This window comes from Bacillus sp. F19, from assembly GCA_023823795.1.
GTDB lineage: Bacteria > Bacillota > Bacilli > Bacillales > Bacillaceae > Bacillus_P.
On the sequence record CP085710.1, the window covers coordinates 130303 to 151294 of the forward strand.

26 protein-coding genes are annotated in these 20992 nt (G+C 41.8%); all 26 read left to right on the top strand.

The window, feature by feature from the left end:
• Nucleotides 1-53 precede the first annotated feature (53 nt).
• The 26 genes from rpoB (at nt 54) to rpsE (ending at nt 20979) form a co-directional block, all read left to right on the top strand.
• The gene (gene rpoB / locus LIT25_00710; protein USK34011.1) at nt 54-3635 is read left to right on the top strand and encodes a DNA-directed RNA polymerase subunit beta; all 3582 of its coding nucleotides are present in this window, start codon (nt 54-56) and stop codon (nt 3633-3635) included.
• Nucleotides 3636-3681: 46 nt separating this feature from the next.
• Nucleotides 3682-7281: a DNA-directed RNA polymerase subunit beta' gene (rpoC, locus tag LIT25_00715; protein ID USK34012.1), complete on the top strand. Its 3600-nt coding sequence runs from the start codon at nt 3682-3684 to the stop codon at nt 7279-7281.
• A 126-nt stretch (nt 7282-7407) separates the two neighbouring features.
• Nucleotides 7408-7656 (top strand): 50S ribosomal protein L7ae-like protein, encoded by a 249-nt coding sequence (locus LIT25_00720; protein ID USK34013.1) that lies wholly within the window; start codon nt 7408-7410, stop codon nt 7654-7656.
• 107 nt (nt 7657-7763) lie between these two features.
• Nucleotides 7764-8186, top strand: coding sequence for a 30S ribosomal protein S12 (gene rpsL / locus LIT25_00725; GenBank protein ID USK34014.1), 423 nt, complete (start codon nt 7764-7766; stop codon nt 8184-8186).
• Nucleotides 8187-8236: 50 nt separating this feature from the next.
• The gene (rpsG, locus tag LIT25_00730; protein USK34015.1) at nt 8237-8707 is read left to right on the top strand and encodes a 30S ribosomal protein S7; all 471 of its coding nucleotides are present in this window, start codon (nt 8237-8239) and stop codon (nt 8705-8707) included.
• Between the two features lie 53 nt (nt 8708-8760).
• The gene (gene fusA, locus LIT25_00735) at nt 8761-10839 is read left to right on the top strand and encodes an elongation factor G (GenBank protein ID USK34016.1); all 2079 of its coding nucleotides are present in this window, start codon (nt 8761-8763) and stop codon (nt 10837-10839) included.
• A 111-nt stretch (nt 10840-10950) separates the two neighbouring features.
• Nucleotides 10951-12141, top strand: coding sequence for an elongation factor Tu (tuf, locus tag LIT25_00740; GenBank protein ID USK34017.1), 1191 nt, complete (start codon nt 10951-10953; stop codon nt 12139-12141).
• A gap of 342 nt (nt 12142-12483) precedes the next feature.
• The gene (gene rpsJ / locus LIT25_00745) at nt 12484-12792 is read left to right on the top strand and encodes a 30S ribosomal protein S10 (protein USK34018.1); all 309 of its coding nucleotides are present in this window, start codon (nt 12484-12486) and stop codon (nt 12790-12792) included.
• 43 nt (nt 12793-12835) lie between these two features.
• A complete protein-coding gene (gene rplC, locus LIT25_00750) occupies nt 12836-13462 on the top strand; it encodes a 50S ribosomal protein L3 (protein USK34019.1) in 627 nt (208 codons plus the stop codon).
• Between the two features lie 27 nt (nt 13463-13489).
• Nucleotides 13490-14113 carry a 50S ribosomal protein L4 gene (rplD, locus tag LIT25_00755; protein USK34020.1) on the top strand — a complete coding sequence of 208 codons (624 nt, stop codon included), beginning with the start codon at nt 13490-13492 and terminating at the stop codon, nt 14111-14113.
• Nucleotides 14113-14400, top strand: a complete 288-nt coding sequence (gene rplW / locus LIT25_00760; GenBank protein USK34021.1) for a 50S ribosomal protein L23 — start codon at nt 14113-14115, stop codon at nt 14398-14400. Before rplD ends, rplW begins: the two co-directional genes overlap by 1 nt.
• Before the next feature lie 29 nt (nt 14401-14429).
• Nucleotides 14430-15260, top strand: a complete 831-nt coding sequence (gene rplB / locus LIT25_00765) for a 50S ribosomal protein L2 (GenBank protein USK34022.1) — start codon at nt 14430-14432, stop codon at nt 15258-15260.
• Between the two features lie 57 nt (nt 15261-15317).
• Nucleotides 15318-15596 carry a 30S ribosomal protein S19 gene (gene rpsS, locus LIT25_00770; protein USK34023.1) on the top strand — a complete coding sequence of 93 codons (279 nt, stop codon included), beginning with the start codon at nt 15318-15320 and terminating at the stop codon, nt 15594-15596.
• Nucleotides 15597-15613: 17 nt separating this feature from the next.
• A complete protein-coding gene (rplV, locus tag LIT25_00775) occupies nt 15614-15955 on the top strand; it encodes a 50S ribosomal protein L22 (protein ID USK34024.1) in 342 nt (113 codons plus the stop codon).
• A gap of 3 nt (nt 15956-15958) precedes the next feature.
• The gene (gene rpsC / locus LIT25_00780) at nt 15959-16615 is read left to right on the top strand and encodes a 30S ribosomal protein S3 (protein USK34025.1); all 657 of its coding nucleotides are present in this window, start codon (nt 15959-15961) and stop codon (nt 16613-16615) included.
• A 2-nt stretch (nt 16616-16617) separates the two neighbouring features.
• The gene (rplP, locus tag LIT25_00785) at nt 16618-17052 is read left to right on the top strand and encodes a 50S ribosomal protein L16 (protein USK34026.1); all 435 of its coding nucleotides are present in this window, start codon (nt 16618-16620) and stop codon (nt 17050-17052) included.
• The gene (gene rpmC / locus LIT25_00790; GenBank protein ID USK34027.1) at nt 17042-17245 is read left to right on the top strand and encodes a 50S ribosomal protein L29; all 204 of its coding nucleotides are present in this window, start codon (nt 17042-17044) and stop codon (nt 17243-17245) included. Before rplP ends, rpmC begins: the two co-directional genes overlap by 11 nt.
• 20 nt (nt 17246-17265) lie before the next feature.
• Nucleotides 17266-17532, top strand: coding sequence for a 30S ribosomal protein S17 (gene rpsQ, locus LIT25_00795; protein ID USK34028.1), 267 nt, complete (start codon nt 17266-17268; stop codon nt 17530-17532).
• Nucleotides 17533-17570: 38 nt separating this feature from the next.
• Nucleotides 17571-17939, top strand: a complete 369-nt coding sequence (gene rplN / locus LIT25_00800) for a 50S ribosomal protein L14 (protein USK34029.1) — start codon at nt 17571-17573, stop codon at nt 17937-17939.
• Nucleotides 17940-17978: 39 nt separating this feature from the next.
• Complete coding sequence (rplX, locus tag LIT25_00805; protein USK34030.1) at nt 17979-18290, top strand: 50S ribosomal protein L24; 312 nt, start codon at nt 17979-17981, stop codon at nt 18288-18290.
• A gap of 24 nt (nt 18291-18314) precedes the next feature.
• Nucleotides 18315-18854, top strand: a complete 540-nt coding sequence (gene rplE, locus LIT25_00810; GenBank protein ID USK34031.1) for a 50S ribosomal protein L5 — start codon at nt 18315-18317, stop codon at nt 18852-18854.
• A gap of 21 nt (nt 18855-18875) precedes the next feature.
• The gene (rpsN, locus tag LIT25_00815; protein USK34032.1) at nt 18876-19061 is read left to right on the top strand and encodes a 30S ribosomal protein S14; all 186 of its coding nucleotides are present in this window, start codon (nt 18876-18878) and stop codon (nt 19059-19061) included.
• 32 nt (nt 19062-19093) lie between these two features.
• Nucleotides 19094-19492, top strand: coding sequence for a 30S ribosomal protein S8 (gene rpsH, locus LIT25_00820; protein USK34033.1), 399 nt, complete (start codon nt 19094-19096; stop codon nt 19490-19492).
• A gap of 30 nt (nt 19493-19522) precedes the next feature.
• Nucleotides 19523-20059: a 50S ribosomal protein L6 gene (rplF, locus tag LIT25_00825; protein ID USK34034.1), complete on the top strand. Its 537-nt coding sequence runs from the start codon at nt 19523-19525 to the stop codon at nt 20057-20059.
• A gap of 33 nt (nt 20060-20092) precedes the next feature.
• A complete protein-coding gene (gene rplR, locus LIT25_00830; protein ID USK34035.1) occupies nt 20093-20455 on the top strand; it encodes a 50S ribosomal protein L18 in 363 nt (120 codons plus the stop codon).
• Between the two features lie 23 nt (nt 20456-20478).
• A complete protein-coding gene (gene rpsE, locus LIT25_00835; protein USK34036.1) occupies nt 20479-20979 on the top strand; it encodes a 30S ribosomal protein S5 in 501 nt (166 codons plus the stop codon).
• Nucleotides 20980-20992: the final 13 nt, after the last annotated feature.

A 20992-nucleotide genomic window follows, 5' to 3' on the forward strand; every position in this document is an offset into this window, starting at 1 on the left:
TTTGCGAGTACATATTACAAGTTATATTACGCTTGATTTGAGGGGTGAAGCAGTTGACAGGTCAACTAGTTCAGTATGGACGACACCGCCAACGCAGAAGTTATGCACGTATTAGTGAAGTGTTAGAATTACCAAATCTTATTGAGATTCAAACCTCTTCCTATCAGTGGTTTCTTGATGAGGGTCTTAGAGAAATGTTCCAGGACATATCTCCTATCGAAGACTTCACTGGTAACCTCTCGCTAGAATTTATTGATTATAGTTTAGGTGATCCTAAATATTCAGTAGAGGAATCTAAAGAGCGCGATGTTACCTATTCTGCACCGCTTCGTGTGAAGGTGCGTTTAATTAACAAGGAAACTGGTGAAGTAAAAGATCAGGATGTTTTCATGGGTGATTTCCCATTGATGACTGAAACAGGTACATTTGTGATTAACGGTGCTGAACGTGTTATCGTATCACAGCTCGTACGTTCACCAAGTGTTTATTACAGCGGAAAAGTCGATAAAAATGGTAAAAAAGGCTTTACTGCAACTGTCATTCCAAACCGTGGCGCTTGGTTAGAGTACGAAACAGATGCTAAAGATGTTGCATATGTGCGTATTGATCGCACTCGAAAATTGCCGGTAACGGTTCTTTTGCGCGCACTAGGGTTTGGCTCTGATCAAGAAATCACCGATCTTTTCGGTGAAAATGAATACCTTCGCAACACACTTGATAAGGACAATACAGAAAGCACAGAAAAAGCTCTTCTTGAAATCTATGAGCGTCTGCGCCCTGGTGAGCCTCCAACGGTGGATAATGCGAAAAGCTTGCTGGATTCAAGATTCTTTGATCCAAAACGCTACGATCTTGCAAGTGTAGGACGCTACAAGATCAATAAAAAGCTTCATATTAAAAATCGCCTTTTCAACCAGCGTCTTGCTGAAACATTAGTAGACCCTGAAACTGGCGAAATTATTGCAGAAAAAGATACTTTAATTGATAGACGCACACTTGACCGAATCATTCCTAATTTAGAGAGTGGAGTAGGCTTCAGAAAAATCACGCCATCTGGCGGTGTAGTTGAAGAAGATGTGACGCTTCAATCAATTAAAATCTATGCTCCTATCGATTCAGAAGGTGAAAAAGTCATTAACGTAATCAGCAACGCTTATGTTGAAGAGAACGTTAAAAATATTACGCCTGCTGACATCCTGTCTTCAATTAGTTATTTCTTTAACTTGCTTCATGGAGTAGGAGACACAGATGATATTGACCATTTAGGCAACCGTCGTCTGCGTTCTGTAGGGGAGCTTCTTCAAAATCAATTCAGAATCGGTCTTTCACGTATGGAGCGTGTTGTACGCGAGAGAATGTCCATTCAAGATACAAATACAATTACGCCTCAGCAGCTGATTAACATTCGTCCTGTTATTGCGTCAATTAAAGAGTTCTTCGGCAGCTCTCAGTTATCGCAGTTCATGGATCAGACGAATCCGCTAGCTGAATTAACTCATAAACGCCGTCTATCTGCACTTGGACCTGGTGGTTTAACACGTGAACGTGCTGGATTTGAAGTGCGTGACGTCCATTACTCTCACTATGGCCGCATGTGTCCGATCGAAACGCCGGAGGGACCAAACATCGGTTTGATCAACTCTTTGTCTTCATATGCTAAAGTCAATCGCTTCGGTTTCATTGAAACGCCGTATCGCCGCGTAGATCCTGAAACAGGGAAAGTAACTTCCCGCATCGATTACTTAACAGCAGATGAAGAGGATAATTATGTAGTTGCCCAAGCGAACGCCCGTTTAGCAGATGATGGTTCATTCCTTGATGAGGATATCGTTTCCCGTTTCCGCGGTGAGAACACAGTTATGTCCCGTGACAGAATGGATTACATGGATGTATCTCCTAAACAGGTAGTTTCTGCAGCGACAGCATGTATCCCGTTCCTGGAAAATGATGACTCCAACCGTGCCCTTATGGGAGCGAACATGCAGCGACAAGCAGTACCTCTTATGAACCCTGAGTCTCCGATTGTCGGAACAGGCATGGAGTATGTATCTGGCAAAGACTCTGGTGCTGCAGTAATCTGTAAGTACCCTGGAGTTGTTGAAAAAGTAGAAGCTAAAAACATTTGGGTACGACGCTACGAAGATGTGGATGGCGTGAAAACAAAAGGCAACTTAGATAAGTACAGTCTTCTTAAATTCATTCGTTCTAACCAAGGTACCTGCTACAACCAGCGCCCAATTGTAAGTGTCGGCGATGAAGTTGTTAAAGGTGAAATCCTTGCTGATGGACCTTCTATGGAAAAAGGCGAATTGGCACTTGGACGCAACGTTATGGTTGCATTCATGACATGGGATGGCTACAACTACGAGGATGCCATCATCATGAGTCAGCGTCTTGTAAAAGATGATGTTTATACTTCTATTCATATCGAAGAATATGAATCAGAATCACGTGATACAAAGCTTGGACCTGAAGAAATCACACGCGATATCCCGAATGTCGGAGAAGATGCGCTTCGCAACTTAGACGACCGCGGTATTATCCGTGTCGGTGCAGAAGTAAAAGACGGAGATCTGCTTGTTGGTAAGGTTACGCCAAAAGGGGTAACAGAACTGACTGCTGAAGAACGTCTGCTTCATGCGATCTTTGGTGAAAAAGCAAGGGAAGTCCGTGATACTTCACTTCGTGTTCCTCACGGAGGCGGCGGTATCGTTCTTGATGTTAAAGTGTTCAACCGTGAAGACGGAGATGAACTGCCACCTGGAGTTAACCAGTTAGTCCGTGCATACATCGTTCAGAAGCGTAAAATTTCTGAAGGGGATAAAATGGCCGGACGTCACGGAAACAAAGGTGTTATCTCAAGAATTCTTCCTGAAGAAGATATGCCGTATCTTCCAGACGGCACACCGGTGGATATCATGTTAAATCCGCTCGGCGTTCCATCACGTATGAACATTGGTCAGGTGCTTGAACTGCATCTTGGAATGGCAGCGCGCAAGCTTGGCTTACACGTTGCATCTCCAGTATTTGATGGTGCCCGCGAGGAAGATGTTTGGTCAACTCTTGAAGAAGCTGGCATGGCACGCGATGCTAAAACAGTTCTTTATGACGGCCGTTCAGGTGAACCGTTTGATAACCGTGTATCAGTAGGAATCATGTACATGATTAAACTTGCCCACATGGTTGATGATAAATTGCATGCTCGTTCAACAGGTCCTTACTCACTTGTTACGCAGCAGCCTCTTGGCGGTAAAGCCCAGTTTGGCGGACAGCGTTTCGGAGAAATGGAAGTATGGGCACTTGAAGCTTATGGCGCAGCTTATACTCTTCAAGAAATTCTCACAGTTAAATCGGATGATGTTGTTGGTCGTGTGAAAACGTACGAAGCAATCGTCAAAGGCGAAAATGTTCCGGAGCCTGGGGTTCCAGAATCATTCAAAGTATTAATAAAAGAGCTTCAAAGCTTAGGTATGGATGTCAAGATTCTCTCAAGCGACGAAAAAGAAATCGAAATGAGAGACTTAGAAGATGATGAAGAAGGACAGCAATCAGAAGGTTTATCCTTGAATGATCAGCCGGATGATCTTTCATCAGCAGCCATGGAAAAAGAAAAAGACGCAGTTACTAAAGAATAGTAAGCAATAAGGGTAAAACCTGAAGACGAAAAGGGAGGTAGGCCCCTTGCTAGATGTAAATAACTTTGAGTATATGAACATCGGTCTCGCTTCACCTGATAAAATTCGCTCGTGGTCATTCGGTGAAGTTAAGAAACCAGAAACGATTAACTATCGTACATTAAAACCAGAAAAAGACGGTTTGTTCTGCGAGCGCATTTTCGGTCCTACAAAGGACTGGGAATGTCATTGCGGAAAATATAAAAGAGTTCGCTACAAAGGTGTAGTCTGTGATCGATGCGGAGTTGAAGTAACTCGTGCAAAGGTTCGCCGTGAGCGTATGGGGCATATTGAACTTGCTGCCCCAGTTTCTCACATTTGGTATTTCAAAGGCATTCCTAGCCGCATGGGCTTAGTCCTTGATATGTCTCCGCGTGCACTAGAAGAAGTGATTTACTTCGCTTCTTACGTGGTTACAGAAACAGGCGACACACCACTTGAGAAAAAACAGCTGCTTTCTGAAAAAGAATATAGAGCATACCGTGATAAATACAGCTCAACTTTCCAGGCTGCAATGGGTGCAGAAGCAATTAAAAAGCTTCTCTCTGACATCGACTTGGACAAAGAAGTTGATCAGCTTAAAGAAGAGCTTAAAACATCACAAGGGCAGCGCAGAACCCGTGCAATCAAACGTTTAGAAGTATTAGAAGCGTTCCGCAACTCAGGAAATGAGCCATCATGGATGGTCCTTGATGTGCTTCCGGTCATCCCGCCTGAACTTCGTCCAATGGTTCAATTAGACGGAGGCCGCTTTGCGACTTCTGACTTAAATGATTTGTACCGCCGTGTAATCAACCGCAACAATCGTTTAAAACGTCTATTGGATCTTGGTGCGCCTAGCATCATCGTTCAGAACGAAAAACGCATGCTTCAGGAAGCTGTTGATGCATTGATTGACAATGGCCGCCGCGGCCGTCCTGTTACAGGACCGGGTAATCGTCCTCTTAAATCACTTTCACACATGCTGAAAGGAAAACAAGGACGTTTCCGTCAAAACCTTCTTGGTAAACGTGTTGACTACTCAGGCCGTTCCGTTATCGTTGTAGGACCGAACCTGAAAATGTATCAATGCGGATTGCCGAAAGAAATGGCTCTTGAATTATTCAAGCCTTTCGTTATGAAAGAACTAGTTGAAAAAGGCTTAGCACATAACATTAAGAGTGCTAAACGCAAAATAGAGCGTGTATCTCCTGAGGTTTGGGATGTATTAGAAGCAGTTATCAGAGAGCATCCAGTTCTGCTTAACCGCGCACCTACACTTCACAGACTGGGAATCCAGGCATTCGAGCCTACGCTTGTAGAAGGCCGCGCAATTCGTCTTCACCCATTAGTATGTACAGCATATAACGCTGACTTTGATGGTGACCAAATGGCGGTTCACGTACCTCTATCTGCTGAAGCTCAAGCAGAAGCACGCATTTTGATGCTTGCAGCTCAAAACATTCTAAATCCTAAAGATGGAAAACCTGTTGTTACTCCTTCTCAGGATATGGTATTAGGCAATTACTACCTGACATTAGAACGCGAAGAAGCTGTCGGCGAAGGAATGGTCTTCAAGGATACAAACGAAGCGTTGATTGCATATCAAAACGGATATGTGCATCTGCATACTCGTATTGCTGTTCAAGCAAGCTCTCTGCCTAATGAATCATTCACTGATGAACAGCGCAAAAAGCTTCTTGTAACAACAGTAGGAAAATTGATCTTCAATGAAATTCTGCCGCCTTCATTCCCTTATATGAATGAACCGACAAAGAGCAACATTGAAGATGAAACACCGGAAAGATTCTTTATTGATGCAAATGTGAATGTAAAAGAATTCATTCAAAGCCAAGAGGTCATTCCTCCGTTCAAGAAGGGGATCTTAGGTAAAATCATTGCTGAAATCTTTAAGAAATTCCATATCACTGAAACATCTAAAATGCTTGACCGAATGAAAGATCTTGGATTCAGATACTCTACAAAAGCCGGTATTACGGTTGGTGTATCAGATATCATCGTATTGCGCGAAAAAGAAGAGATCCTTAAAGAGGCACAGGCTAAAGTAGATAATGTTCTAAAACAATTCAAACGCGGTCTGATTACAGAAGAAGAGCGCTATGAACGTGTTATTTCCATCTGGAGTGCGTCTAAAGATGTTATCCAGGGCAAACTGATGGCTTCTCTTGATAAACGCAACCCAATCTTCATGATGAGTGATTCAGGAGCCCGTGGTAACGCATCTAACTTTACGCAGCTTGCCGGAATGCGCGGACTGATGGCCAACCCGGCTGGACGTATTATTGAACTTCCAATCAAATCAAGTTTCCGCGAGGGCTTAACAGTGTTAGAGTACTTTATCTCAACACATGGTGCGCGTAAAGGTCTTGCCGATACAGCCCTTAAAACAGCTGACTCAGGTTACTTGACAAGACGTCTCGTAGATGTTGCACAGGATGTAATCATTCGTGATGAAGACTGTGGAACGGACCGCGGCATCTTAACGAAATCAATTAAAGAAGGCACTGAAGTAATCGAGCATTTAGAAGAGCGTTTAATTGGGCGTCATGCACGCAAAACACTTAAACATCCTGATACTGGCGAAGTCATCGTTTCTGAAAATGATCTCATTACAGAAGACCTTGCTTTAGCGATTGTTGAAACTGGTATTGAAGAAGTATGGATCCGTTCTGCATTTACATGTAACACCCGTCATGGTGTATGTAAAAAATGCTACGGACGCAACTTGGCTACAGGTACAGAGGTTGAAGTTGGAGAGGCAGTCGGTATTATCGCTGCTCAATCTATCGGAGAACCAGGAACTCAGCTTACAATGCGTACGTTCCATACAGGCGGTGTTGCCGGAGATGACATCACTCAAGGTTTACCTCGTATTCAAGAGCTATTTGAAGCGAGAAATCCGAAAGGTCAAGCAACCATTTCTGAAATTGATGGTGTAGTAGTGGAAATAAATGAAGTTCGTGACAGACAACAGGAAATCGTTATTAAAGGCGATGTTGAAACACGCACTTACACAGCTGCTTACAACGCTAGACTTAAAGTGGCTGAAGGCGACAAAATTATTCACGGTCAGGAACTTACTGAAGGTTCAATTGATCCTAAAGAATTGCTGAAAGTAACAGATATCACTTCTGTTCAGGAATATCTGCTTCGTGAAGTTCAAAAAGTATACCGTATGCAAGGGGTAGAAATTGGTGACAAACACGTTGAAGTAATGGTTCGCCAAATGCTTCGCAAAGTAAGAGTAATGGATGCAGGAGATACGGATGTATTGCCTGGAACATTGCTTGATGTTCACCAATTTACGGATGCCAACAAAAAGGTATTGCTTGACGGCAAACGCCCTGCAACAGGACGTCCGATCCTTCTTGGTATTACAAAAGCATCACTTGAAACAGATTCATTCTTATCTGCTGCATCATTCCAGGAAACAACTCGTGTCCTTACTGATGCTGCGATTAAAGGCAAACGTGATGAACTGCTCGGCTTGAAAGAAAATGTTATCATCGGTAAGCTTGTGCCTGCCGGAACTGGAATGCAGCGCTATAGACGCGTTAACCCAATCCCGCGTACACAGCCGGAAGATGAAACTGTAACTGTAGATTAACTAACTGAAAAAGAGATGGACGATTCTAGAAAAATGTTTCATTGATCTAGTTGACATCCATCTCTTACGATGTTAGTATGTTCTAGGTGCTTAATTAAAACCTGTTGCTTTGGAGGATATATTATTATGTCTTATGAAAAAGTATCGCAGGCACATAAAATTATTGTTGGTACGAAGCAAACAGTAAAGGCTCTAAAACTTGATCAAGTAAAGGAACTGGTCATTGCTGAGGACGCTGATTCGAGAATCATACAAATGATTATTGAACTAGCTAAACAGAAGGACATTCCCTTTAGTATGGTTGACTCTATGAAAAAGCTTGGAAAAGCTTGCGGAATAGAAGTAGGAGCAGTAACTGTAGCTATTATCAATTAAAACCGTTTTTGCCAAGGGTTTTAAATCCTCTGCAAAAACTTTGTTTTTGCCCAAATATGAACCACCTGGATGTGTGGTATTAAACTTCGAGAAGGGAGGACATAAACATGCCTACTATTAACCAATTAGTGCGCAAGGGACGCGTAAGCAAAGTTGAAAAATCAACTTCTCCTGCGTTAAACAAAGGTTACAACAGCTTCAAAAAAGAGCAAACAAACACATCATCACCGCAAAAACGCGGAGTATGTACTCGTGTTGGTACAATGACACCGAAGAAACCGAACTCGGCTCTTCGTAAATATGCTCGTGTTCGCTTAACTAACGGAATCGAGGTAACTGCCTACATTCCTGGTATCGGACACAACCTGCAAGAGCATAGTGTTGTACTTATCCGCGGCGGACGTGTAAAAGATTTACCGGGTGTACGTTATCACATCGTACGCGGTGCATTAGACACTGCTGGTGTTGACAAACGTATGCAAGGTCGCTCTAAATACGGTACAAAACGACCAAAAGCACCAAAAAAATAATGCCTTAAGTATATAAAGCTTAAGATTATAGCATGAAGGGAGGATATAACATGCCACGTAAAGGTCCTGTTACAAAAAGAGACGTATTACCAGATCCACTTTACAACTCAAAGCTTGTTACTCGTCTAATTAACAGAATTATGGTTGACGGTAAGAGAGGTAAAGCACAAACTATTCTTTACACTGCTTTTGACTTAGTGAAAGAGCGTTCAGGTAAAGAAGCAATCGAAGTGTTTGAACAAGCACTTAAAAACATCATGCCAGTTCTTGAGGTAAAAGCTCGTCGTGTTGGTGGTGCAAACTATCAAGTTCCTGTTGAAGTTCGCCCTGACCGTCGTACTACTCTTGGTCTTCGCTGGTTAGTAAACTACGCTCGTCTTCGCGGTGAAAAAACGATGGAAGAGCGTTTAGCTAACGAGATTCTTGATGCAGCTAACAACACTGGCTCATCAGTTAAGAAACGTGAAGATACTCACAAAATGGCTGAAGCTAACAAAGCATTCGCTCACTACCGCTGGTAGGATTCAAACCGTAAAATATAATAATCCTTATAATAGGAAGGAGAAAAACCCAAATGGCAAGAGAGTTCTCCTTAGACAAAACTCGTAATATCGGCATCATGGCTCACATCGATGCCGGTAAAACGACTACTACTGAACGTGTATTATTCTACACTGGACGTATCCATAAAATTGGTGAAACACATGAAGGTGCTTCTCAAATGGACTGGATGGAGCAAGAGCAAGAACGTGGTATCACTATCACTTCTGCTGCTACAACTGCTCAGTGGAAGGGTCATCGCGTAAACATCATCGATACACCAGGACACGTAGACTTCACAGTTGAAGTTGAACGTTCATTGCGTGTACTTGATGGTGCGGTAGCAGTACTTGATGCACAATCAGGTGTTGAGCCACAAACTGAAACAGTATGGCGCCAGGCAACAACTTACGGAGTACCGCGTGTAGTATTCGTTAATAAAATGGATAAAATCGGTGCGGATTTCTTATACTCTGTAAAAACAATGCATGACCGTCTTGAAGCAAACGCTCATCCTATCCAGCTTCCAATTGGTGCTGAAGATGAATTTGTAGGTATTATCGATTTAGTAGAAAATGTAGCATACATTTACGAAGATGACCTAGGAACTCGTTCAGAAGCAATGGAGATTCCTGATGAGTATAAAGATCTTGCAGAAGAGTGGCGCGGAAAGCTTGTAGAAGCTGTAGCGGAACTTGATGAAGATCTTATGATGAAATACCTTGAGGGAGAAGAGCTTACAATTGATGAATTGAAAGCTGCTATCCGTAAAGGTACTGTAAATGTAGAATTCTACCCAGTTATCTGTGGTTCTGCATTTAAAAACAAAGGTGTTCAGTTAATGCTAGATGCTGTTCTAGACTACCTGCCATCACCTTTGGATGTACCAGCAATTAAAGGTACATTGCCTGACAGTGAGGATGAAGTAGTTCGTGAATCTAGTGATGAAGGTCCATTCTCAGCACTTGCATTTAAAGTTATGACTGATCCTTACGTTGGTAAATTAACATTCTTCCGTGTGTATTCAGGTGTTCTTAACTCTGGATCATACGTGCAGAACTCTACGAAAGGCAAGCGTGAACGCGTAGGTCGTATCCTGCAAATGCATGCTAACTCTCGTGAGGAAATTTCAACAGTATATGCTGGAGATATCGCTGCTGCTGTAGGTCTTAAAGATACTACTACTGGTGACACTCTATGTGATGAAAAGAACCTTGTTATCTTGGAATCAATGAATTTCCCAGAGCCTGTTATCTCACTTTCTGTTGAACCAAAATCTAAAGCTGACCAAGACAAAATGTCTACAGCTTTAACAAAGCTTTCTGAAGAAGATCCAACTTTCAAAGCTCACACTGACACTGAAACGGGTCAAACGATCATATCTGGTATGGGTGAACTTCACCTTGACATCATTGTTGACCGTATGAGACGTGAATTTAAAGTTGAAGCTAACGTTGGTGCTCCTCAGGTTGCTTATCGCGAAACCTTCCGTGGCTCTGCTAAGGTTGAAGGTAAATTCGCACGACAATCTGGTGGACGCGGTCAGTTCGGACACGTTTGGGTAGAATTCGAACCAAACGAAGAAGGAAAAGGCTTTGAGTTCCAAAATAAAGTAGTTGGTGGTACAGTACCACGTGAATACGTGCCTGCTGTTGCAGCTGGTTTAGAAGACTCTATGAAAAATGGTGTCCTAGCTGGTTATCCGCTAATCGATGTAAAAGCAACATTAGTTGATGGTTCTTACCATGATGTTGACTCTAGTGAAATGGCGTTTAAGATTGCTGCATCAATGGCTCTTAAAAACGCTGTATCTAAGTGTAACCCTGTTATCCTTGAGCCTGTTATGAAGGTTGAAGTTGTAATCCCTGATGAGTACATGGGAGATATCATGGGTGATATCACTTCTCGTCGCGGACGAGTAGAGGGTATGGAAGCACGCGGAAATGCTCAAGTTGTACGTGCAATGGTTCCACTTTCTGAGATGTTTGGCTACGCTACTGCGTTACGTTCAAATACTCAAGGCCGCGGAACATTCTCAATGCATTTTGATCATTACGAAGAGGTTCCAAAATCAATTTCTGAAGAAATTATCAAAAAAAATAAAGGTGAATAATTGATTTTCACCTTTTATTGAAGTATAACTACTTATGTATGAATAGAAAGTGGACATGTTTCATTTTCTGCAATCTATATAATTAATCATGACTCTAAGGAGGAATTTAGAATGGGTAAAGAAAAATTCGACCGTTCCAAAACGCATGCCAATATCGGTACAATTGGACACGTTGACCACGGTAAAACAACTTTAACAGCTGCTATTACAACTGTATTAGCTAAACGTAGCGGTAAAGGTGCTGCAATGGCATACGACATGATCGATGCTGCTCCAGAAGAGCGCGAGCGCGGAATCACAATCTCAACTGCACACGTTGAGTACGAAACTGAAACTCGTCACTATGCACACGTTGACTGCCCAGGACATGCTGACTATGTTAAAAACATGATCACTGGTGCTGCTCAAATGGACGGCGGAATCCTAGTTGTTTCTGCTTCTGACGGCCCAATGCCACAAACTCGTGAGCACATCCTTCTTTCTCGTCAAGTAGGTGTTCCTTACCTAGTTGTATTCATGAACAAATGTGACATGGTAGACGACGAAGAGTTACTTGAATTAGTTGAAATGGAAGTTCGTGACCTTCTTTCTGAATACGACTTCCCTGGCGATGACATTCCAGTAATCAAAGGTTCTGCTTTAAAAGCTCTTGAAGGTGACGCAGCTTGGGAAGAAAAAATCGTTGAACTTATGAACGCAGTTGACGAGTATATCCCAACTCCAGCTCGTGACACTGAAAAACCTTTCATGATGCCAGTTGAGGATGTATTCTCAATCACTGGTCGTGGAACAGTTGCTACAGGACGTGTAGAGCGCGGCGTAGTTAAAGTTGGAGATGTTATCGACATCATCGGCTTCACTGAAGAGCCAAAATCTACAACTGTAACAGGTGTTGAAATGTTCCGTAAGCTTCTTGACTATGCAGAAGCTGGCGACAACATCGGTGCACTTCTTCGTGGGGTTTCTCGTGAAGACATCCAACGTGGACAAGTTCTTGCTAAGCCAAAAACAATCACTCCACACACTAAATTTAAATCAGAAGTTTACGTTCTTTCAAAAGAAGAGGGTGGACGTCACACTCCATTCTTCTCTAACTACCGCCCACAGTTCTACTTCCGTACTACGGATGTAACTGGTATCATTCAACTTCCAGAAGGCGTTGAAATGGTTATGCCTGGCGATAACATCGAAATGACTGTTGAACTTATCGCTCCAATCGCGATTGAAGAAGGTACTAAATTCTCAATCCGTGAAGGTGGACGTACAGTAGGCGCTGGTGTCGTAGCTACGATCACTGAGTAATTCTACTTTTAAAAAGACGAGCTTTAATGCTCGTCTTTTTTTATATGAAAAAATCTCTTCTATTAGAAGTATTTTATTCAATCAGCAAAAACATTTTCCAGCTGCTGATTCACTTGTCAGACGCCTATGAAGTATGTATAATAGTAAAAGTGCGCAAGAAAGTAAAAACTTTATTTTCTTCTTGCATTGGGCACGGATTTTTTATATAATAGACAATGTTGGTCTTTGACTGCGATGAAGTAGGAGGTTGCCGATACACACGGCCGCTTTGCCATGGCGAGTGTGCGGAAAATTTCTACGGAGAAAGTCTATTTTAAAAGTAGGCGAAAAGGAGGGAAAATAATGGCAAAACAAAAAATTCGTATTCGTTTGAAAGCATATGATCACAGAATTCTTGATCAATCTGCTGAGAAGATCGTTGAAACAGCAAAACGTTCAGGTGCTAACGTTTCTGGTCCGATCCCGTTGCCAACAGAAAAATCGATTTATACGATTCTTCGTGCGGTACACAAATACAAAGATTCTCGTGAGCAATTTGAAATGCGCACGCACAAACGTTTGATAGATATCATTAACCCAACACCACAAACTGTTGATGCATTAATGCGATTAGACTTGCCGTCAGGCGTTGACATTGAAATCAAACTTTAATTTCAAAAATAGATTTTACAACAAATTATAGGAGGTGTGACTAATGACCAAAGGAATCTTAGGTAAAAAAATCGGTATGACTCAAGTATTTACGGAAAAGGGTGACCTTATCCCGGTAACAGTAATTGAGGCTACTGGAAACGTTGTTCTTCAATTGAAAACTGTTGAAAGTGACGGCTACGAAGCTGTTCAAGTTGGTTTCTCAGACAAACGCGACAAGCTTTCTAACAAACCTTCAAAAGGACACGCTGCAAAAGCTAATACTGCACCTAAGCGCTTCGTAAGGGAATTCCGCGGAGATGCTGGTGAGTATGAAGTTGGTCAGGAAGTCAAAGTTGATATTTTCTCTGCTGGAGATGTAGTAGATGTAACAGGAATATCGAAAGGTAAAGGTTTCCAAGGCTCAATCAAACGCCATAACCAATCTCGCGGACCAATGTCACATGGTTCTCGTTACCACCGTCGCCCAGGTTCAATGGGTCCTGTTGCTCCAAACCGTGTATTCAAAAACAAATTATTGCCAGGCCGTATGGGTGGAGAGCGTACTACTGTTCAAAACCTTGAGATCATTAAAGTTGACGTAGAACGTAACTTGCTATTGATCAAAGGGAATGTACCTGGTTCTAAAAAAGCTCTAATTACTGTTAAAAAAGCAGTTAAATCTAATTAATTTTCATAAGAAAGGAGGAATTCGATAATGCCGAAAGTAGCATTATTAAACCAAAGCGGATCAAACGTTGGTGAAATCGAGCTAAATGATTCCGTATTTGGTATCGAACCTAATCAGCACGTTTTATTCGAAGCGGTTATCATGCAAAGAGCTTCCTTACGTCAAGGAAACCACAAAGTTAAAAATCGTTCAGAAGTTAGAGGCGGAGGTCGTAAGCCTTGGCGCCAAAAAGGTACTGGACGTGCTCGTCAAGGGTCTATCCGTTCACCACAATGGCGCGGCGGTGGTATCGTATTCGGTCCAACACCACGCAGCTACGCTTACAAATTACCAAAAAAAGTTCGCCGCTTAGCGATCAAATCAGCTTTATCATCTAAAGTACAAGAAAACAATGTAGTAGTATTAGAAGACTTACTAATGAATGCTCCTAAAACAAAAGAAATGACTTCTATTCTAACAGGTCTTTCAATTGCGAAGAAAGCATTGATTGTTACTGCTGATGTAAACGAAACAATTGAATTATCAGCTCGTAACATCCCTGGCATTACAGTTCTTACAGCTAATTCTATTAACGTTTTAGATGTACTTAACCATGAGAAGCTTGTTATTACGAAAGCAGCGGTGCAAAAAGTAGAGGAGGTGCTTGCATAATGAAAGATCCTCGTGATATTATTAAGCGCCCCGTAATCACTGAACTTTCAACAGACTTAATGACTGAGAAAAAGTACACGTTTGAAGTAGACGTTAAAGCTAACAAAACTCAAGTTAAAGATGCTATCGAAGCGATCTTTGGCGTGAAAGTTGAGAAAGTTAACGTACTTAACTACAAAGGCAAATATAAGCGTGTAGGTCGTTATACAGGTCTTACTAATAAGCGTAAAAAAGCAGTTGTTAAATTAACAGCTGACAGCAAAGAAATCGAATTATTCGAAGTCTAATACATTTTTCAAGATAGGAGGGAAACGAGATGGCGATTAAAAAGTACAAACCAACCTCAAATGGTCGTCGCGGCATGACAGTTTCTGATTTCGCTGAGATTACAACAAACAAACCAGAAAAGTCATTACTTGCGCCTGTTCACAGAAAAGGCGGTCGTAACAACCAAGGTAAAATTACTGTACGTCATCAAGGCGGCGGTCACAAACGTCAATACCGTATTATCGACTTTAAACGCGATAAAGATGGTATACCAGGACGCGTTGCTACAATAGAGTATGATCCGAACCGTTCTGCAAACATTGCACTTATTAATTATGCAGATGGTGAGAAAAGATATATCCTTGCTCCAAAAAACCTAGAAGTAGGTTTACAAGTTGTTTCTGGACCTGAGGCTGATATTAAAGTAGGAAATGCACTTCCTCTTCAAAACATCCCAGTAGGTACAGTCATCCACAACATCGAATTAAAACCTGGAAAAGGCGGACAATTAGTACGTTCTGCTGGTACTTCTGCACAAGTACTTGGTAAAGAAGGCAAATACGTATTAGTTCGTTTAACTTCTGGTGAAGTTCGCATGATCCTTGCTACTTGCCGCGCTACAATTGGTCAAGTAGGAAATGAACAGCATGAACTTATCAATATTGGTAAAGCTGGACGTTCACGCTGGTTAGGCATCAGACCTACAGTTCGTGGTTCTGTAATGAACCCTAACGATCACCCGCATGGTGGTGGTGAAGGTCGTGCTCCAATCGGACGTAAGTCTCCAATGACTCCTTGGGGTAAACCAACTCTTGGTTACAAAACTCGCAAGAAATCCAATAAGTCCGATAAATTCATCGTACGTCGTCGTAAAAAATAACGTGATGGTTCTACGGTTCGAAGGAACCGTAGCGCAATCGCGAAGGGAGGTACAAGTATGGGCCGTAGCTTGAAAAAAGGACCATTCGTAGATGAGCATTTATTCAAAAAAGTTGAAAAGTTAAACGAGTCAGAGAAAAAGCAAGTGATCAAAACTTGGTCTCGTCGTTCTACTATTTTCCCACAATTCATCGGTCAAACGATCGCTGTATATGACGGTCGCAAACATGTTCCTGTATACGTTACTGAAGATATGGTAGGACACAAACTCGGTGAGTTTGCACCTACACGTACGTATAAAGGTCATGCAGCTGACGACAAAAAAACAAGACGTTAATGAGAGGAGGCTTTTAAATGCAAGCTAAAGCCGTTGCAAGAACAGTACGTATTGCTCCTCGTAAAGCTCGTTTAGTAATTGATCTTATCCGAGGAAAGCAAATAGGTGAAGCGGTAGCGATTCTTCGTCACACACCGAAAACTGCTTCTCCAATTATTGAAAAAGTTCTAAAATCTGCTGTGGCAAATGCAGAGCACAACTATGAAATGGACATTAACAACTTGGTTGTAACTGAAGCTTATGTAGGCGAAGGTCCAACTCTAAAACGTTTCCGTCCACGCGCAATGGGTCGTGCTAGTGCTATCAACAAACGTACGAGCCACATTACAATCGTTGTATCAGAAAAGAAGGAGGGATAATCCGTGGGTCAAAAGGTAAATCCAGTCGGTCTTCGCATTGGTGTCATTCGTGATTGGGAATCTAAATGGTTCGCTGGTAAAGATTATGCTAATCTTTTACACGAAGACATCAAAGTTCGTGAATATATCAACCAACGTTTAAGCGATGCTTCTGTTTCAAAGATTGAAATTGAGCGTGCTGCTAATCGTGTAAACATTACGATCCACACTGCTAAGCCAGGTATGGTAATCGGTAAAGGCGGTACTGAAGTTGAAGCACTTCGTAAAGCTCTTAACCAATTAACTGGCAAGCGTGTACACATCAACATTCTTGAAATTAAAAGAGCTGATTTAGATGCTAAATTAGTTGCTGAAAACATCGCTCGTCAATTAGAAAACCGTATTTCTTTCCGTCGTGCTCAAAAACAAACAATTCAACGTGCTATGCGCGCTGGTGCACAAGGAATCAAAACAATGGTATCTGGTCGTCTTGGCGGTGCTGATATCGCTCGTTCTGAACATTACAGTGAAGGAACTGTTCCACTTCACACACTTCGTGCTGATATTGACTATGGTACAGCTGAAGCTGACACTACTTATGGTAAATTAGGCGTTAAAGTTTGGATCTATCGTGGAGAGGTTCTTCCTACTAAGAAGAAAAAAGAGGAAGGAGGAAAATAATTATGTTGTTGCCAAAACGCGTTAAGTATCGCAGAGAACACCGTGGAAAAATGCGCGGTCGTGCAAAAGGCGGTACAGAAGTTCACTTCGGTGAGTTCGGTATTCAAGCTCTAGAAGCTTCATGGATTACAAATCGTCAAATCGAGGCAGCTCGTATTGCGATGACTCGTTACATGAAACGTGGCGGTAAAGTCTGGATCAAAATTTTCCCTTCTAAGCCATATACGGCGAAACCTCTAGAGGTACGTATGGGATCCGGTAAAGGGGCTCCAGAAGGCTGGGTAGCAGTCGTAAAACCTGGAAAAGTTTTGTTTGAGATTGCTGGTGTTTCTGAGGAAGTAGCACGCGAAGCATTGCGTCTTGCATCTCACAAATTACCAATCAAAACAAAATTCGTTAAACGCGAGGAAATTGGTGGTGAATCAAATGAGAGCTAATGAAATTCGTGATCTTACCACTGCTGAAATTGAACAAAAAGTAAAATCACTAAAAGAAGAGTTGTTTAACCTTCGTTTCCAATTAGCGACAGGTCAACTTGAAAACACTGCTCGCATTCGTGAAGTACGTAAATCGATCGCTCGTATGAAAACTGTGATCACTGAAAGAGAGATCGCTGCTAATAATCGATAATCCTGAGAGGAGGTTGCAGAATGAGTGAACGCAACAACCAGCGCAAAGTCTACACTGGACGTGTAGTTTCTGATAAAATGGATAAAACGATCACTGTTCTTGTCGAAACTTATAAAAAGCATTCGCTTTACGGCAAGCGTGTTAAATACTCCAAAAAGTTCAAAGCTCATGATGAGAACAACCAAGCTAAAGTTGGCGATGTAGTGAAAGTCATGGAAACTCGCCCTTTATCAGCTACTAAACGTTTCCGTCTAGTTGAAATTGTTGAAGAAGCTGTTATTATCTAATATTGTTCGGATTATTTTTCCGAAGGGAGGTAACGTAAATGATTCAACAAGAATCCCGTTTAAAAGTTGCTGACAACTCCGGTGCTCGTGAAGTTCTTACTATTAAAGTTCTTGGCGGATCTGGACGTAAAACTGCTAGTATTGGTGATGTAATTGTTTGTACGGTCAAACAAGCAACACCAGGAGGCGTTGTTAAAAAAGGTGACGTTGTTAAAGCAGTTATTGTCCGCACTAAAAGTGGTGCACGCCGTCAAGACGGATCTTATATCCGCTTCGACGAAAATGCATGTGTAATCATTAAAGATGACAAGAGCCCTCGCGGAACTCGTATCTTTGGACCAGTTGCACGTGAATTGCGTGAAAATAACTTTATGAAAATTGTTTCTCTTGCTCCAGAAGTATTATAAATCGAAAATAGACAGCCTTACTAAGGAGGTGCGACTAGGATGCATGTAAAAAAAGGTGATAAGGTAATGGTTATCTCAGGTAAAGATAAAGGTAAACAAGGCACTGTTCTTGCTGCTTTCCCTAAGAAAGACCGAGTACTTGTTGAAGGCATCAACATTATGAAGAAGCATTCAAAACCTTCTCAATCAAATCCTCAAGGCGGAATTATCAGCCAAGAGGCACCTATCCATGTATCAAATGTTATGCCACTAGATCCTAAATCTGGTGAACCAACTCGTGTTGGATTCAAAGTGGTTGATGGCAAAAAGGTACGTGTTGCAACAAAATCTGGTGAAACTTTAGATAAATAGTAAATAAGGAAGGGAGGTCCTCGCATGAACCGCCTTAAAGAAAAGTATCAAAAAGAAATTACACCTGCTTTAATGAGCAAGTTCAACTATAAATCAGTGATGCAAGTTCCAAAGCTTGAGAAGATCGTAATCAACATGGGTGTTGGTGACGCAGTATCTAACTCAAAAGCTCTTGACACAGCTGTTGAAGAGTTAACAACTATCTCAGGTCAAAAGCCGGTTATCACTAAAGCTAAAAAATCAATTGCAGGATTCCGTCTGCGTGAAGGCATGCCTATCGGTGCGAAAGTAACTCTTCGCGGCGAGCGTATGTATGAATTCCTAGATAAATTAGTTTCTGTATCATTACCACGTGTACGTGACTTCCGCGGTATTTCTAAAAAGTCTTTTGACGGACGCGGCAACTACACACTAGGTGTTAAAGAACAATTAATCTTCCCTGAAATTGATTATGATAAAGTATCAAAAGTTCGTGGTATGGACATCGTTATCGTTACAACTGCTAACACTGACGAAGAATCTCGTGAGTTATTAACTCAGTTCGGTATGCCATTCCAAAAATAATCGAAATAGGGAGGCGAAAACGTGGCTAAAAAGTCAATGATTGCGAAACAAAAACGCACTCAAAAGTTTAAAGTACAAGAGTACACTCGCTGCGAACGCTGTGGTCGTCCACATTCAGTTCTGCGCAAATTTAAACTTTGCCGTATTTGTTTCCGTGAACTCGCATATAAAGGTCAAATTCCAGGCGTTAAAAAAGCTAGCTGGTAATACCCCATAATCGGGAAGGAGGTAATTTTGATATGGTAATGACAGATCCAATTGCAGATATGCTTACTCGTATTCGTAACGCGAATATGGTTCGTCATGAAAAATTAGAAATTCCTGCATCTAAAGCGAAAAAAGAGATCGCTGAAATTCTTAAGCGTGAAGGTTTCGTACGTGATGTTGAATATGTAGAAGATAACAAACAAGGTATCATTCGTATTTTCTTGAAATACGGATCAAACAACGAGCGTGTTATCACTGGTTTGAAACGTATCAGTAAGCCAGGATTACGCGTTTACGCTAAAGCTAACGAAGTACCACGTGTACTTAACGGTTTAGGAATTGCAATCGTATCTACTTCTCAAGGTGTCTTAACTGACAAAGAAGCTCGTGCGAAGCAAGCTGGCGGAGAAGTTCTAGCATACGTTTGGTAAGAACCTGAAATAGAATGGAGGTGTACATGAATGTCTCGTATTGGTAAAAAACCACTTGAAATCCCTGCTGGTGTAACAGTTGCGATCAACGAAAGCACTGTAACTGTTAAAGGACCTAAAGGTGAATTAACTCGTACTTTTAACTCTGATATCAACGTTAAAGTTGAAGATAACGTACTTACTGTGACACGTCCTTCTGATCAAAAAGAACATCGTGCTCTTCACGGTACTACTCGCAGCCTTTTAGGCAACATGGTTGAGGGCGTTTCTAAAGGATTTGAAAAAGGTCTTGAATTAGTAGGTGTCGGTTACCGTGCTACTAAATCTGGCAACAAGCTAGTTCTAGCTGTTGGATACTCACATCCTGTAGAAATCGTTCCTGAACAAGGAATCGAAATTGAAGTACCAACAAATACGAAAATTATCGTAAAAGGTACTGATAAAGAGCGTGTTGGAGCTATCGCTTCAAACATCCGTGCTATTCGTCCGCCAGAGCCTTATAAAGGCAAAGGTATCCGCTACGAAGGTGAATATGTACGTCGTAAAGAAGGTAAAACAGCGAAGTAATATCGCCTAGATGATAAGAAAGGAGTGACCTAGATGATTACGAAACTTGATAAAAACGTTGTGCGTAAGAAAAGACACGGCCGTGTTCGCGCGAAATTATCTGGAACAACTGCTCGTCCTCGTTTAAACGTATTTCGTTCTAATCAGCACATCTATGCTCAAGTAATTGACGATCTTAACTCAGTTACAATTGCAAGTGCTTCTACTTTAGATAAAGATCTTAATGTTGACGCAAAAGCTAATATCGATGCAGCTCAAAAAGTTGGCGAATTAGTTGCTAAGCGTGCGATTGAAAAAGGTGTTAAATCTGTTGTATTTGACCGCGGGGGTTACTTATACCATGGTCGTGTAAAAGCTTTGGCTGAAGCTGCTCGCGAAGCTGGATTAGAATTTTAATAAAAAAAGGAGGGACACAGAGAATGGGTCGTATTGAACCAAACAAATTAGAGCTTGAAGAACGCGTTGTTACCGTAAACCGTGTAGCTAAAGTAGTTAAAGGTGGACGTCGTTTCCGCTTTGCTGCATTAGTAGTTGTCGGCGACAAAAACGGTCATGTAGGTTTCGGTACTGGTAAAGCACAAGAAGTGCCAGAAGCGATTCGCAAAGCGATCGAAGACGCTAAGAAAAATCTTGTTGAAGTACCTATGGTTGGTACTACTATTCCTCACCAAGTCATCGGAAGATTCGGTGCTGGAAACATCCTTTTAAAACCTGCATCTGAAGGTACTGGTGTTATCGCTGGTGGTCCTGTTCGTGCGGTACTAGAATTAGCAGGAGTTAGTGACATCTTGTCAAAATCACTAGGTTCTAACACTCCAATTAACATGATTCGTGCTACAATTTCTGGATTAACAGAACTTAAACGCGCTGATGAAGTTGCGAAGCTACGTGGCAAGTCGGTTGAAGAATTGTTAGGATAAGGAGGGAAACATG